Below are 15,451 nucleotides of genomic sequence, written 5' to 3' on the forward strand. Positions count from 1 at the left end.
TAAAATTGCTAAGATGTCAACCTCGCACTTGCAGCCTTGTGAGTGCTCTCTCTTTTTGTGCCATTGGCTCAAAATGTATTAAAAACAAGTCAAATAACGCCGGAATAACCAGAAACGGCACAATTAATTTTCGTATGAAACTGAAAGATGGCTTCAGAATGCGCAACATATGCGGTGAGAGCATAATAGTTGCAGAGGGCAACAGATTTGTCAACTTCAACAAGATGATATCCCTGAACAAGACTGCGGCGTATTTGTGGGAGAATGTATATGGCCGGGAATTCACCACGGAAGATCTGGCGCAGCTGCTGGTTGACAAGTACGAGGTGGATATGGAGCTTGCCTTGAAGGACTCGGCCGCTCTTGTAAGCAAATGGGCTGAGGCGGAGCTGTTCGACTGATGTCAGGCAGCTTTTTTATACATCACAAATTTTACGGCAAGCAGGAGGAGCATAAGGATTGACAGAAACTTGCAAATCCTGCCTATGATGTCTCCGTACCGTACGAACATGGTGATTCTATTTGAAAGAGGCAGCTGCATTGCAAGGCAGTCTTCAGTCCACCATTCACTCTTTTCAACTATATTTCCGCGCTGATTGATGAATGCGCTTATTCCTGTGTTCGCACTTCTTGCAATGGCCCTTCTTGTTTCAATGGCCCTGAGACTTGCGTAGCTCAGATGCTGTCTGTAACCCTGTGTGTTCCCCCACCAGCCGTCGTTTGTTATTATGGTCATTGCCTGCGCTCCATTAAGTATATATTCTCTGTAATAGTCTCCGAACACTGATTCATAACATATTGCGCAACCTACTTTCCTGCCCTTTCCGTTCGTGAACACGGTTCTTGTATCCTGAGTCCCGTATCCGCCCATTGAAGCAGCCAGTGCCGAGCCTTTGCTTGCCAGCCATTTCATGAAGCGTGGATAAGGCGTGCTTTCAACAACGATTACGAGTTTTGACTTGTGGTAGAATGAGAAATTGGCATCCGCCCCGAAATGAATTGCTGTGTTGAAGCTGTCAAACCATTTGCCTTCCGATGCCAGATATGATGCCGTAAGATTTCCCGGATCCGTTTCATATTTGAGATGAGTGCAGGCACCCGCAATCATGTTCATTCCACTGTGCTGGATGGTATAGTTGTACAGCTGCAGGAAATTTTCATTTGCCACGGGCATGTTCTCCCAGATTATGTCATTCCATCCGCGCGGATAGATGAAGGTCTCAGGCGCAACCACCCAGTACTCATCGCTTCCTTTTATCTGACCGATTGCCCGGGAAGCCAGCCCCAGCAGTTTTGAATTCTGACAGGACTGCTCCATATCGGCGAACTTCTCGGTATAAGGGTCAATGTTCGGCTGCAGTACAACAAACTTCTCCCTGCCGGCCGATGCGTCCTCCTTGAAGGAAAAATACTGCACCAGTGAAACAGCCAAAGGAAGCATTACTATTGCCAGTACCGCATACTCTGCTTTCTTAAGCTCTTTTACAGCGATGGCAAGGTCTCCTTTCTCCTTCTTTTCCTTATACAGCATGATCAGCCTGAAGATGAAGATGTTGCTCAGAAGCACCCACAGGCTTCCGCCTTCAACTCCGGTGAATTCGTACCACTGGGCCATCCATATGCTTGAAGCCAGGGAATTGCCAAGGGTCAGCCAGGGCCAGGATACGTTCCATGTGAAATATACATGTTCCCATCCTATCCACAATATGGTAAGGAAAAGGTAAGGGAAGTACTGGAAGGATGATGCGGCTTCATTTTTTGATGAAAGCCATTTGACAAGTCTGAAAATCTGGAATATTGCCAGCATCTGCAATGAGTTCAGGATTATTGCCGCAACGGCTCCGGCGGGGGTGGCATTCCAGATCCAGAAGGTGCACACGGCATTCCATATGAGAAACGCTGCGAATGGAATCTGCCAGTATCCGGCTTTCTCAGGCTTTCTGACAGTTTGACTCCTTGCAGTTCCACCAGTTGATTTTCGCTTGTTTGAATCACTTGGCAGAGAACCGGTGATATGATGTTTCCCGGAGAATGAATTTTCAGCAAAAAATAATGGAACAAGGGCAAAGAGGGATACCCAGCCCGTCTGAGGAATCAGAAATGGTATTGAAAGTAAAATGCCGCTTGCTGCGGCCAGAATCCAATGCTTTTTGCCCATATGAATCCGGAATTTGTATTGTGGCCCTTTTTTAATTACTTTTGCAATCTGCGTCATTGCGCTGCAGAACAAATGCAAAGATATAAAAGTTTATGGTATTAACTCTTTTAAAAGGAATCATAGCCGGTTTGGGAGCATCAATTCCACTTGGACCTCTTGGCGTGCTGTGTATTCAGAAAACCTTGAGCAAAGGACGTAACTCCGGCTTTTTCACGGGCCTTGGTTCTTCAATATCAGACAGTTTCTATGCAATGCTATCTTTGTTCTGCCTTGCAATTGTTCAGGAATTCACTTCCACGCACGGAGCCGCAGTAGATATTGCGGGCGGCCTTATCATTGCTTTTGTGGGTTACAGGGTTTACAAGAACAATCCAGTGAAGCAGATTAAACAGAAGAACGGTGGCAAGAGGCATCTTGAGGATCTGCTGGAAGGTTTTGCCATGACTATCACAAATCCGGGTTCAGTATTCCTCATACTTATGATTTTCTCAATGGTGGGAGTGGATACCATGGATTCCGCAGGCAGCATATCTGTCCTTACAACGCTCGTTGGGTTCACCATAGGTTCCGTTGCCTGGTGGTACATTCTTTCAACCACAATCAATCTGTTCAGAAAGAAGTTCCGCATCAAGCAGCTCATTACAATGAACAGGATTTCAGGTGTGATAATCATCCTGCTGGGCCTTGCAATGGTACTGCGCGGTGTCCTCAAATTCCTAGGCAAGTACCCTATCAGCTAGCAGAGCACTATATTTTTCCAGTTCCAACTGTCATTCGGCCACAATTTGCCATGAAACGTGGCCATTCACCACTTTTTGTACGCGTTTGGCCGCGTTTTCGCCAATTTTGTGGCCATTCACCACTTTTTGCATGCGTTTGGCCGCGTTTTCGCCAATTTTGTGGCCATCATCCCTTTGGGTGTCCTCATTTGAGTGCGTTTTCCCCAAAAACGTGTCAATTTCACGCTTCAAACTCCATTTCGGACGCTTTTTCGTCCAGAATGCGCTCGTTTGCGTCGTTTGGTGGCCGTTTGAGCGCGTTTTTTCTCAAAACGCCCCCGTTTTGCCTTTGGCCAGCCGTTTGGTTGCGGCAGGCACTTTAGTTTATTCCCGCTCCTTGCCCTATACCGGATTTGTGCCTTTACGCAGCTATTCGCTTTCGCACAAATCCGCGGGCATCGCTATACCGCTGATGCGGTATCGTTATTGCACCGCTTCTGGGCTATACCGAACTTGCTGCTCTTCGAAACTTTTCGCATGCTTTCCGCAAGTATTCGCATTCCGCAGGTTCGCACCCTCCGCCAGGCCGCTGTTGCGGCCCCTATATAGAGTCTGCCGCTTCATTCGGTTATGTTTTTGCCCCAAATCGTTGCCAGTTAGCCTTCTCTTTTGGCATAACCGAACTCAAACCCTTGTACTTGTGGGGGTTTGAGTTCACTACGTTTTGTAACTAATTGATAATCAACTATGCTTTTCTTCCACCTGAACTCAAACCCCTTATGTTTCGATGGTTTGAGTTCACTATGGTCTGTTATTATAGTGATTTTCTGTATGCCGGGCAATCATTGGGAAGCGCAAATGGAGTCCTGGAAAGGCCAGTGGCGGCACCGTGATGCTTATGACACAAGTGGTTTTCACACATCCACAATGTAATGTGTTCTGATAAGGGAGACCGAGAACCGACCCACTAAAATCAGGGGGTCTGTGTTCATACACCTATCTTGTAGATTGTCCTGAGGCCATCTGGCGAGAACCGCTTTGGCAAAATCCACTCAACGCTCATTCTTTGCTAGTTAAAAAGAACAGGACATTTATTTCAACGAATAAATGTCCTGTTGTACTTTGAACACGAGAGCTTGCCACCTCTCGACTTCTATCATTTTTACCGTCACCAATGTATGATAATTTATTTTATGAGCAAAATTTAATTGAATATTTTTGAATACTTGAAAATTTGTTGAAGGTGGATCAGTCAATCATCCTGGCCATCCTTGCAGCCCAGATGCGGTAGCCGGCGGTGTTGAGGTGGCAGCCGTCTATGGTAAGGTCTTGGTGGAGGTAGCCGTTGGCGTCCGACAGTTCGGGTACTATGTCATAGTATGAATAGTATTGGCTGAAGGAATTGCCTGTGATGTGCTGCGTTTGACTTTGATACTGAATCCTGCTTTCTGATTCTGCATTTTGTGCGTTAACAGAAAAACCGGAGTTCTGCTGCAACAAGGCATTGAGTTCAGCTATCTTGCTGTTGATTCCCTGATAGTAATCGCCGCTTATCGGGTTGAGCGGAAGGGAGCTGGCAATATGAAGTACTGTGTGCGGCATCAGCTCCCTTATTCTTGAAATAAGCTGCTCGTATGCTTCCCAGACTTGCTCAAGAGTTATTGATGGATATTTGACAAAGTTGTTGCAGCCTGCCATCAGGAAAATCTTTGCTGGATTGTGGCGCACAAGTTCATCAAGGCGCAGTATCATTCCTTCAATCATATCTCCGGCAATCCCGCGGTTCAGTATCACACGATTTTCGGTCGGCCCCGGAGAAGTAACGCTCCCTTGGAGCAGATAGCTCCAGTCGGCGAATTCCGTGAGGCTATCGCCAAGTAGGATAATGGCACCGGGACTGGCAGGCTGTGATTCAAAGAGAGCAAGGCATTCACGGTAGTGATCAGGTGCCATGCAGACTTCCGGCCCCAGTTCTCCATACCATCCGCAGAGGTATCGTTCCAGTTCATCCATCTGTGTAAAGAGAGCCTGGCTGCCTATTTCGCCGTGCTGAGTCTGTTGAGCAGATGGATGATTGATTTGAAGCTTATGCCTGAGTGGTAGGAGAGACCTATCTCGCAGGTACGGCTGGTTGCGAATCCTTCCTCGCAGGAAACGCTTGAACCATCGCGCTGTCCGCTGGTCTGCTCCTTGAGCATGCGGAGTCCGTGTGCGTTGAGCTCAGGGTGTGTGAAGCCTCTGTCGCCTGCAAAACCGCAGCAGTTGCTCTGGAGTACAACCACATTGCTTGAAAGCATTCTTGCAAGATCGTAGAGCATGTTGTCAACACCAAGCTTCTTTGCGGAGCAAACGGCGAACACTGCAATCTTCTCGTCGGTCTTCTTTATGTTCAGGTAAGGAACAACGAACCTGGTGAGGAATTCAGCAGGTTCATACAGCTTGAGAGGGGAGGAGTCCATATTCACGTGCATTGTGTACAGACATGGACTCATATCGCAGAGAACAGGTATCGTGCCGCCTTCAGATGCTTCCATAAGCGCTGCCTGCAGTCTGTCGGAAGCCATCTTGCCGGCCTGAACGTAACCCTTGCTGGAGAAAGCCATGCCGCAGCAAAGCTTGTTCATCTCCTTTGGATATATGATTGTGTAACCTGCTTTCTTGAGAAGTTCGGCTGTGACTTTGGTCACCTCCTGCTCGCTGCCATAACTCTTTGTAACGCCCATTGACCTTGTGATGCAGGATGGGAAGTAAACGACTTTTCGCCCTGTTTCAACTGCCGGACGGCAATTTTCAGGATTTGTGTCAATGACTTCCGCGCCTTTAGGGAAATACTCGTTCCAGAGAGGAACAAGACCACCGCTTATCTTGCGCACACCAACAGCCATGGATCCGAAAAGATTCTTTCCGAACACGTTCCTCAGACAGTTCACGGTATTCAATCCTGCCCTCATGCCGCTTGTGACCTTGTCCATGTTGTTTGCAAGGGAAACAGCCCTCTGCTCGCCCTTCTGGCTGTGAGATTCGTGCCTGAGCTGCTTTATCAGCTTTCCAGTATCAACTTTTACTGGGCATTTCATTGCGCAGATGCTGTCAGTGGCACAGGTTGTCTCGCCCCAGTATTCATACTGACTTGCCATTTCGGCCGCAATGTGAGGAGCCTCTCCGGAACGCTGCAAACGCCTGAGTTCCTTGTATGTGGCAACTCTCTGCCTTGGACTGAGAGTCAGACCTTCCGCAACGCATCCGCCCTCGCAGAAACCGCATTCCATGCATTTGTCAATAAGAACATCGGTTGCAGGACAAGGCTTGAGATTGGATATGTGCGCCTTTTTATTGTCGTTGAGAATAACTCCAGGGTTAAGGATGCCATCAGGGTCGAACAGTGCCTTGATCTCCTTCATCAGGCCGTATGCCTGAGCGCCCCATTCAAGTTCAACGAAAGGAGCCATGTTCCTTCCTGTACCGTGCTCAGCCTTGAGCGAGCCATCGTATTTGGATACAACCATGTTGGCAACATCGTCCATGAACCTGCCATAGCGGTCAATCTCAGCCTGGGTGCCGAAATCCTGATTGAACATGAAATGCAGGTTGCCCGCCAGAGCGTGTCCGAAAATCACGGCGTCATCATAACCATTGCGCTCAAACACCTCCCTCAGGGTCATAACCGCATCTGCCAGCATAGGAACAGGGAAGCAGACATCTTCTATGATGGCTGTGGTTCCTGTCTTTCTCATACCGGCGATGGTTGGCAAAGCCTCTTTTCTTATCTTCCAAAGGGTGGCCATCTGCTTTGCATCCTTTGTGAATTCCAAAGGAAGCTCTGTTGCAATGCCTTTTATGCTGTCATATACAGTGGCAATCTTTTCATTGAGCTCGCTGTCATTCTCAGCTCTCACCTCAATGAGCAGACCGCAGGCATCCTTGCTCAGTCCTTTGAGGAACTCCGGCACACCGTCTGCATTCTCAACACTGCGAATGCTTGCCCTGTCTATGAGCTCCACTGCTGAAACAGGCTGCGGCTTGAGAATCTGCACTGCGTTGCAGGCATCCTTGATGGTAGGATAGATGGCGCAGCTCAGTGCCTTGAACTTGTTGTCTATTATGGTGTTGTAAGTAACGCTGGCAATGAATGCCAGGGTGCCTTCCGAACCTATGATAATATGTTTCAGGATATCATAACCATTGGTATAGTCAACAAAGGCATTAAGAGAATATCCTGTTGTGTTCTTTATCTTGTATTTCTTGCGTATCCGGCCGCAGAGTTCCTCATCCTTGTTGATCCTTCTGGAAAGGCTCTCAAGGGATTCTAGCAAGTCCTTGTGATTGAGCTCGAAAGACTTTCTCGATTCTTCCGAGGCGGTGTCAAGATAAGAGCCGTCCGCAAATATGAGCTTGAGATCCGCTATTGTCTTGTATGAGTTCTCGCTTGTTCCGCAGCACATACCGCTGGCGTTGTTCGCTGCAATACCGCCAATCATTGCTGAATCAATGGAAGCAGGATCCGGACCTATCTTCCTTCCATATTTGACAAGATAGGCATTGGCCTGCCCGCCTCTGATTCCAGGACCGAGCTCAATTTTTCTGCCCTCGTCAAGTATCTGATACCCTGTGAATCCGTGGGTTGCTATTACAAGCACTGAATCACTTACGCCCTGTCCGCTCAGCGATGTTCCAGCAGCTCTGAAAGTTACAGGAATCTTGAGAGCAGAAGCGCATTTTGTAATATATATGATTTCATCTATTGATGCCGCTCTGATCACCAGCTTGGGGATGAGCCTGTAGAATGAAGCATCGGTTCCGAATGCCAGTGTGCTCAATGCGTCGTGAAGAAGTCTCTGCTTTGGAATGCGTCTGACAAGCTGATCATACAGCTCCTTGTATTTGCCCTGTAACATGTCCTGTGAATTATTTATTGTCCTTATTGATGAATGTCATTTTTGCTCAGTATATACTTAAGCAAGCCTTCCAGCGTGCTGGGATTGAGGTCCTTGGCAACAACTCTGTTCTGCTTGTCAAGAAGGTAGATTGCCGGTAAGGCGCTCAGATCATACGATTCATACATCCTGTCCCTTGCATCCTCATCAGCCGTTTTCACTTCGTGCCAGAATGGCGACTCAGGGCTGTCTTGAACATGCCCGAGCCATTCCTGCATTTTGTTGCCGGTATAAATGGCAATGAATTTGACATTGTGCGCATTTTCTGCATCCTTGGAGAATCCGGCGCACATTCCGGCCAGTAACCTGCCAGCTTCCTGACACAGACCACAACTGGTATTGTAGAAGAACAGAACTTTCCAGTCTCCGTAAATATCGTCAAGCGCAATAGGAATGCCACCCGGAACAATCATGTCAAGGGAAGCGGCCTTGCTTCCGAGAGGGTTCCTGTTGAACAGCTCAACTGCAATTCTCACCTTTTCCACAAAGTTAGGATTTTTCCATCTGTCCTGCATCCCAACAATGTATTTTTCTCCGATATATGCCGCACCGCATTGCCAGTCATAATTGCTGCTGCTCTTCAGATACAGATAAAGTTCGTGGAAAATATCGTTGAACAGCGGACTTTGCTTTCCGTTTTCTGAAACAGTGGTCCGTGAATAAATGAGATCGATAAGAGATTTTACAGCATCCTCGTCCGGCGCCTGCTCGAAAAGTCCTTTGAAGAACTCATCCATACCTTCCTTCTCCTTGTTGTAGTTTTCAAGGAGTTCCTTGATGTTCTCCACACTGAGATTGCGTCCCTTGATGATACCGTCCTTGTCAAGCAGAAATATCTTAGGTGTCTCAATAACTCCGTAAAGCATGTGGTAAGCGCTCTGAGCCTCAGGGTCGTAAACGTTCTCCCAGTTCACGAACGGATTGTAAACATAGAAGTGGCTGTTGATGTACTGAGTCCATTTAGACTTGCTGGAATCAGTGCATACGGCCATGACGTTCAGCACACCTTTATTATAGTCATTCACAAAATCCACCAGCTTTGTAGTTGCCATCCGGCACTTTATGCAATCCGTGGAGTAGAAGAACAATATTGTATATTCACCGCGATAGATAAGATCACTCAGACTTTTTTCCACTCCGGAACTGTCTTTCATTGTGAACGGCGGAGCCTGCATTCCAAGCAGGGACTGTTCGTTCATGAGAACGAATGCCCTCATTTCGAACAATGTGTTGGAATCGCAGTTGAGTCTGTCATTCAGGAAATACTCTTTTGCCAGCCATACGGCAATCTCCTCCTTGCCCATTACAGGCGCATCCTTGAACCAGTCATATGCCCTTATGGCATATTCCGGTCTGCGTTTTTTTCTGGCGGAACCTATCTGATGAGCAAGCAGGCTTTTGATTTCCTCGTTCGGTTTCAGTACAACAGTATCCAATGCGGCAGCTGTGGAAACGCTGTCAGAAAGGAAACTGACATCCGGTGAGGACATCATCAGACTGAGAAACAGTAATATGGACGAAAAAATCATTGCAGCCACCCATTTTTACTGCAAATCTTTAGGATATTTGCTTATGTCAACATCAGGCGGGAAAAAGAGTGATGTATCACCATTGTGAATCAGAACGTCCTTTGCAACTGTTGATGAAATGAACGAATATTCCTGGCTGGCAGGTATGAAAACTGTTGTTATCTCCTTGTCCATCTTCTTGTTGGCCTGAGCGATGACGCTTTCCAGCTCGAAGTCCGTGGTGGTTCTGAGACCTCTTACAATGTATCTGGCACCAAGTCTCCTGCAGAGGTCAATGGTGAGTTCAGTGTATGAGCATACTTCAACATTCTCCAGTCCGGCAACGGCGTCCTTTATTATTCTCACTCTGGTTTCGGGGTTGAAATAACCCTGCCCCTTTTTTGTGCTGTTGTAACCTACAGCCACAATAACCTTGTCAAACAATTGCAGGGCCGATAGCAGAACATCGTAATGACCTATTGTGAATGGATCGAACGATCCTGGAAATATTGCGGTTTTCATTGAATTCAATAATTAATACCAATTAATGCAAATCTAAACATAATAAAGGAATAATCAAATCGTCCAGTCTATCGGCTCCATGCCGTGTTTCCGGAGATATGCGTTGCATTGCGAGAAATGCCTGCATCCGAAGAACGCCCCGCGCGCAAGAGGGGAAGGGTGCGCCGCTTCAAGTACAAGGTGCCTGCTGCTGTCAATCAATGCTTTCTTGCTTCTTGCAAAATTGCCCCACAGCATGAAGACAACGTGCTCCTTCTTCTGTGAGATGGCTTGTATCACTGCATCCGTGAAGTTCTGCCAGCCAATGCTGCTGTGGGAGGCGGCTTTGCCGGCTTCAACCGAGAGCATTGCATTCAAGAGAAATACACCTTGTTCCGCCCATCCGCTCAGATTGCCGTTCTTCTTGAAACTTATGCCAAGATCATTGGCAATCTCCTTGTAAATGTTCACAAGACTTGGGGGCGCCGGCACATTGTCAGGGACTGAAAATGAAAGTCCGTGCGCCTGCCCTGGATTGTGGTACGGGTCCTGCCCAAGAATCACAACCTTGACTTTGTCAAATGGCGTGAGCTTGAATGCATTGAAAATGAGAGGGCCGGGAGGGTATATCACCTTTCCGGCCTTAATCTGGGCATGCAGGAAGCCTGCTATTCCATTGAAATAGTCTTTTTCAAATTCATCCGCCAGCACCGCATGCCAGCTTGGCTCTATTCTTACATCAGCCATGGTTATCTTTATGAGAAGATGAACTTGAGAACCTGATCCATTGTCTTCACATATACAAAATCAACGCCCTTCACGTATATTTCCTTGATATCCTTGATGTCCCTCTCGTTGTCAGCTGAAAGGACTATGGTGGTTACTCCCGCTCTTTTGGCAGCAAGTATCTTCTCCTTTATTCCGCCAACCGGAAGCACCTTGCCTCTCAAGGTCATTTCTCCTGTCATTGCTATTGCATGCCTTACGGCTTTTCCTGTGAATGCTGATGCCATTGCGCTCACCATTGTGATTCCGGCTGAAGGACCGTCTTTAGGAATGGCTCCTTCAGGGACATGTATATGAACGCTTTTCTCCTGGAAAACCTTAGGGTCCAGTCCGAGCAGATCTGAATGTGCCTTGATGTACTGGTAGGCTATCATAACGGATTCCTTCATCACATCGCCAAGGTTTCCTGTTGTTGTGAGTTCACCCTTTCCCTGTGAAAGACTGCATTCCACAAAGAGAATTTCTCCTCCAACCTGAGTCCAGGCGAGACCGGTAACAACTCCGGGGGCCTCGTTGCCTTCCTGAAGGTCGTGGAAATTGGTAGGGAGACCAAGTATTTCCCTTACATCTGAATCCGCTATCGCCAGTGGAATATATTCATAAGTGGCCTTCCTTCTGGCAATGTTGCGGGCTACCTTGGCTATCATCTTGTCAAGTGCCCTCACTCCGGATTCCCTGGTGTAGTTGTTTATGATGGTTTCTATTGCCTTCTTGTTGAGGTTGAAATCGGTCCTTGCGAGGCCGTGCAGCTCCATCTGCTTGGGTATGAGATACTTCTTGGCTATCTGAAGCTTCTCCTCAGAAAGATAGCCGTCCACTGCTATGAGTTCCATTCTGTCCTTCAACGCCGGATGGATGGTGCTTATGTCATTGGCTGTGGTTATGAACATTACTTTGCTCAAGTCATAGTCAATGTCAAGATAGTTGTCGTGGAATGCGGTGTTCTGCTCAGGGTCAAGGACTTCAAGGAGCGCTGATGCAGGATCTCCTTTGTAGTCAGAGGACACCTTGTCAATTTCATCAAGCACTATCACAGGGTTTGAAGTTCCGCATTTGCGTATTGTGTCAAGAATCCTGCCGGCCATTGCTCCTATATAGGTTTTCCTGTGACCTCTGATTTCAGCTTCATCGTGCAGACCGCCAAGAGATACGCGACCGTACTCTCTCCCAAGTGCTTTGGCAATGGATTTACCAAGAGAGGTCTTGCCTACTCCCGGAGGGCCGTAAAGGCAGAGGATAGGGGATTTCATATCTCCTCTCAGCTTGAGGACTGCAAGATATTCAATGATTCTTTCCTTGACTTTCTCCAGTCCGAAATGGTCCCGGTCAAGGACCTTCTGAGCGTTCTTCAAGTCCAGGTTGTCCTGTGAGAGACGGTTCCAGGGCAGGTCAAGCAGGAAGTCTATATAATTGTACTGTACTGAATAGTCCGGGGAATTGGGATTGGCCTTTTCAAGCTTTGCAATCTCCTTCTTGAAAATCTGTGCAACTTTCTCCGGCCAGTCCTTTTTTGCGGCTCTTTCCTCAAAATCGTGAATGTCGCTGGATTCTCCCATTCCAAGCTCCTCCTGAATGGTCTTGAGCTGGTTGTTCAGGTAATATTCCCTCTGCTGCTGGTCCATTTCGAACTTCACCTTCTGCTGGATGTTCTCCTTGAGCTTGAGCAGGCTTATCTGCTTGTTCAGGATTTCAAGGAGAAGGTATGCTCTTTCCTTGAGCGAGTCTATGTCAAGAAGACGCAGCTTGTCATCGGTGGCATCTTCGTGCTCAAGCGCCGATGCAACGTAATTTATCAGGAATTCCTGTGATTCAAGATTTCTCAATGCGAATGTGGCCTCCGGCGGGATGTTCGGACTGCCTTTGGCAATGTATGTGGCGGCTTCCTTGATTGCTTCCGTTACGGCTTTCAAGTGCTTGTCCTCCTTTGGCGGTATAATGTCATTGATGTAGGATACGTTCCCTATAAGGTAGGGCTCATTTGAGATTACATCGTTGAGAACATACCTTTTCATGCCGCGGAGGATGACCGAAGTGCTGCCGTCCGGCAGCTCTATGATCTTGAGGATTCTGGCGCTGCAACCTGTCTTGTGCAGATTCTCGAAGTGGGGGTCCTCTATGGATATGTCCTCCTGGGTATTGGTTCCTATTATCTTATTGGAATTGAAAAGCGCTTTCACAAGTTTCAAGGACTTTTCCCTGCTCACCATTATAGGTACAATGGTCTGCGGAAACACTACCGCTCCGCGGAGAGTCAGTATTGGAAGTGTCTGTGGAAGATCCGCTTCATCTATGCTGAAATTCTCTGTAATGTTCATAACCGGCAGAATGTTCACTTCTTTTCCTTCCAGCTGCTCAAAAATATTCTCCTTTAACTTCATAGCATTAAAATTATATGACAATATGTCAGTAATATGTTTTAAAAAGCATTCTGTGCAAATATAAGTCAATGATTGTGCCAAACTTTTTGTTATAATTTTATGATAATTAATTTTTTTGCAGTATTTTTGTCACTCCCAATGCAGGGGAATAATTTGGAAACACTTAAAATATAAGTATAGTTATGACAAAAGCAGATATCGTTAGCGAGGTTGCTAAAGCAACAGGAATGGAAAAGACAGCTGTTCAGGCTGTTGTTGAGTCTTTCATGGAAAGTATAAAAGATTCACTGGCTCAGGAGAAGAATGTGTATCTCCGTGGTTTCGGCAGCTTCATTCTCAAGAAACGTGCAACAAAGACAGCAAGAAATATTTCAAAGAATACTACAATAGTTATTCCTGAGCATAATATTCCTGCTTTCAAACCTGCAAAGGTTTTCATGGGCAAGGTGAAATAACCGGAAAATTCAACAGTTTTTTTAATATTTAAAATAATTCAATTATGCCAAGCGGAAAGAAAAGGAAGAGACATAAAATGTCTACTCACAAGCGTAAAAAACGTCTTCGCAAAAACAGACATAAGAAGCGTAAGTAACGCCTCTTGAAAGTAACTAATCTAAAGACGCTCTGCTTTAGATTAGTTTTTTATTTCATATTATGGAGAAAGATCTTATTATTGATGTTGGCAATTCCGAAATTACTTTGGCATTGCTGGAAGATGGCAGACTGGCTGAAATCAATAAGGAAACTCTCGACGGCTCCTGCTCTGTGGGGGACGTCTTCCTGGGAAAGGTCAAGAAGGTGCTTCCCGCGCTCAATGCGGCTTTCATAGACATAGGAGATGAAAAGGAAGCATTCATCCATTATCTGGACCTGGGATTGAATTTCCTAGCATTCGATACATTTGCCAGAGAAATGAATCCTAACAAGGATTCAAAGAACTTCTTCTCCAACATAAAGATAGGCCCGATTCTCGAGAAGGAAGGGAAAATTACCGAAACACTTAAAGCGGGACAACCTATAATAGTCCAGATAGTCAAGGAACCCATATCAACCAAGGGCTCGCGCTTGACAGCGGAAATTTCCATTGCCGGAAGAAACATAGTTCTTTTACCGTTTACAGACAAAGTCAACGTCTCACAGAAAATAACGTCAAAGGAAGAGAAACGCAGGCTTGAAAGGCTGGTTGCCAGTATTTTGCCAAAGAATTACGGTGTTATCATAAGAACCGCCGCAGAAGGCAAAGGGGCTGCTGTGCTTGATTCGGAGCTTAAGTCTCTGATAAACAAGTGGGAGGAATCATATCCGCTCATAGCTCAAGGAACAGCTCCTCGCTTGTTGTTTACGGAACGGAGCAGAACAACTACAGTTCTGAGGGATCTGCTCAATGATCAATTCTCAAGCATTACCGTAAACAATGCCAAGGTATATGACGAAATAGTTGAGTATATAGAAAGAATATCTCCTGAACAGGAGAAAATCGTCAAGCTTTATTCAGGCAACGAACCGATTTTCGATCATTTTGATGTTACAAAGCAGATTAAGGGCTCATTCGGAAAGGTGGTTCCCGCAAAACAGGGAGCCTATATTGTAATTGAGCATACGGAGGCTCTGAATACCATTGACGTAAACAGCGGTATCAGGTCAAAGGATATTGTGGATCAGGAACAGTACTCATTCCAGACAAACATGCATGCTGCCGACGAAATCGCACGTCAGATGCGTCTGAGGGATATGGGAGGTATTGTTATCGTGGATTTCATTGATATGGATTCAAGTGAAAACCGACAGAAGCTTTACAGGCACATGCAGGATCTGATGTCCAATGACCGCGCCAAACACAATATACTGCCTCTTACCAAATTCGGCCTCATGCAGATTACAAGGCAGAGAGTGCGCCCTATTACAGAGATAAAGGTTAATGAGACATGCCCTATGTGCCACGGCACAGGAGAAATTTCATCAAGCATACTCATAGATCAGACACTTGAAAGACAATTGGCTTTTTATGTGAAGGAAAAGTTCGTCAAGGACTTCGTTCTTGAGCTGAATCCTATACTGGATGCCTATTTGAACCGCGGATGGTTCCATAGCATCAGGAAAAACTGGCAGAAAAAATACAAATGCAGGATTTCCACCAGAATGAATATGGAATTTACCTTGCTTCAGGCTCAGTGGTATGACTCCCAGGGTAAACAGTTGGAGTAAAAATGAAAATCAGAGAGACTTTGTTCAAGGTCTCTCTTTTTTATTTCTATATTTTTTCAAAAAAAGTTTGCTAAATAAGAAAATAGGTTTACCTTTGCAATCCCGTTCGGGAAGACGGGGAGAGTTCATTGACATGATGCAACAGTAAGACAGGTTCACTCGGAAGAGTGGACTTGCAGTACAAGGAAATATTGTAAACGAAAGTTTAGCGATATAGCAAGAGCAAGCGCAATTTCTTTGATAGAAAAGGAAAAGCAGAGGG

The 15,451-nt window shown here is 46.3% G+C and carries 11 protein-coding genes; 4 read left to right on the forward strand and 7 right to left on the reverse strand.

What is annotated here, in order from left to right; genetic code table 11:
- Window positions 1-134 precede the first annotated feature (134 nt).
- Window positions 135-401, forward strand: a complete 267-nt coding sequence (locus AC06L3_RS03985; RefSeq protein WP_475669326.1) for a PqqD family protein — start codon at window positions 135-137, stop codon at window positions 399-401.
- 2 nt (window positions 402-403) lie between these two features.
- Here AC06L3_RS03985 and lnt read toward each other — a convergent pair whose 3' ends face one another.
- Window positions 404-2,158, reverse strand: coding sequence for an apolipoprotein N-acyltransferase (gene lnt / locus AC06L3_RS03990; protein WP_475669327.1), 1,755 nt, complete (start codon window positions 2,156-2,158; stop codon window positions 404-406).
- 92 nt (window positions 2,159-2,250) lie between these two features.
- Between lnt and AC06L3_RS03995 the strand changes: the two genes are divergently transcribed.
- On the forward strand, window positions 2,251-2,898 hold the full coding sequence (locus tag AC06L3_RS03995; protein WP_475669328.1) for a LysE family translocator: 648 nt from the start codon (window positions 2,251-2,253) through the stop codon (window positions 2,896-2,898).
- Window positions 2,899-4,125: 1,227 nt separating this feature from the next.
- Here AC06L3_RS03995 and AC06L3_RS04000 read toward each other — a convergent pair.
- Genes AC06L3_RS04000 through lon form a run of 6 tightly spaced genes read right to left on the reverse strand, consistent with a single transcriptional unit; the run spans window position 4,126 to window position 12,984 of the window.
- Window positions 4,126-4,890, reverse strand: a complete 765-nt coding sequence (locus AC06L3_RS04000) for a GDSL-type esterase/lipase family protein (protein ID WP_475669329.1) — start codon at window positions 4,888-4,890, stop codon at window positions 4,126-4,128.
- A 23-nt stretch (window positions 4,891-4,913) separates the two neighbouring features.
- Window positions 4,914-7,772 carry an FAD-binding and (Fe-S)-binding domain-containing protein gene (locus AC06L3_RS04005; protein ID WP_475669330.1) on the reverse strand — a complete coding sequence of 953 codons (2,859 nt, stop codon included), beginning with the start codon at window positions 7,770-7,772 and terminating at the stop codon, window positions 4,914-4,916.
- 23 nt (window positions 7,773-7,795) lie between these two features.
- Window positions 7,796-9,304 (reverse strand): redoxin domain-containing protein, encoded by a 1,509-nt coding sequence (locus tag AC06L3_RS04010; RefSeq protein WP_475669331.1) that lies wholly within the window; start codon window positions 9,302-9,304, stop codon window positions 7,796-7,798.
- 51 nt (window positions 9,305-9,355) lie between these two features.
- The gene (gene coaD / locus AC06L3_RS04015; RefSeq protein ID WP_475669332.1) at window positions 9,356-9,841 is read right to left on the reverse strand and encodes a pantetheine-phosphate adenylyltransferase; all 486 of its coding nucleotides are present in this window, start codon (window positions 9,839-9,841) and stop codon (window positions 9,356-9,358) included.
- 54 nt (window positions 9,842-9,895) lie between these two features.
- On the reverse strand, window positions 9,896-10,567 hold the full coding sequence (gene ung / locus AC06L3_RS04020; RefSeq protein WP_475669333.1) for a uracil-DNA glycosylase: 672 nt from the start codon (window positions 10,565-10,567) through the stop codon (window positions 9,896-9,898).
- Window positions 10,568-10,575: 8 nt separating this feature from the next.
- The gene (lon, locus tag AC06L3_RS04025; protein WP_475669334.1) at window positions 10,576-12,984 is read right to left on the reverse strand and encodes an endopeptidase La; all 2,409 of its coding nucleotides are present in this window, start codon (window positions 12,982-12,984) and stop codon (window positions 10,576-10,578) included.
- A 182-nt stretch (window positions 12,985-13,166) separates the two neighbouring features.
- Here lon and AC06L3_RS04030 point away from each other — a divergent pair, with 182 nt between their 5' ends.
- Entirely contained in the window at window positions 13,167-13,439 is a 273-nt protein-coding gene (locus AC06L3_RS04030; RefSeq protein ID WP_475669335.1) for an HU family DNA-binding protein, read from the forward strand.
- A 199-nt stretch (window positions 13,440-13,638) separates the two neighbouring features.
- Window positions 13,639-15,189 (forward strand): Rne/Rng family ribonuclease, encoded by a 1,551-nt coding sequence (locus AC06L3_RS04035; RefSeq protein WP_475669336.1) that lies wholly within the window; start codon window positions 13,639-13,641, stop codon window positions 15,187-15,189.
- Window positions 15,190-15,451 lie beyond the last annotated feature (262 nt).

The sequence above is a fragment of the Candidatus Egerieousia sp. genome, from assembly GCF_056211015.1.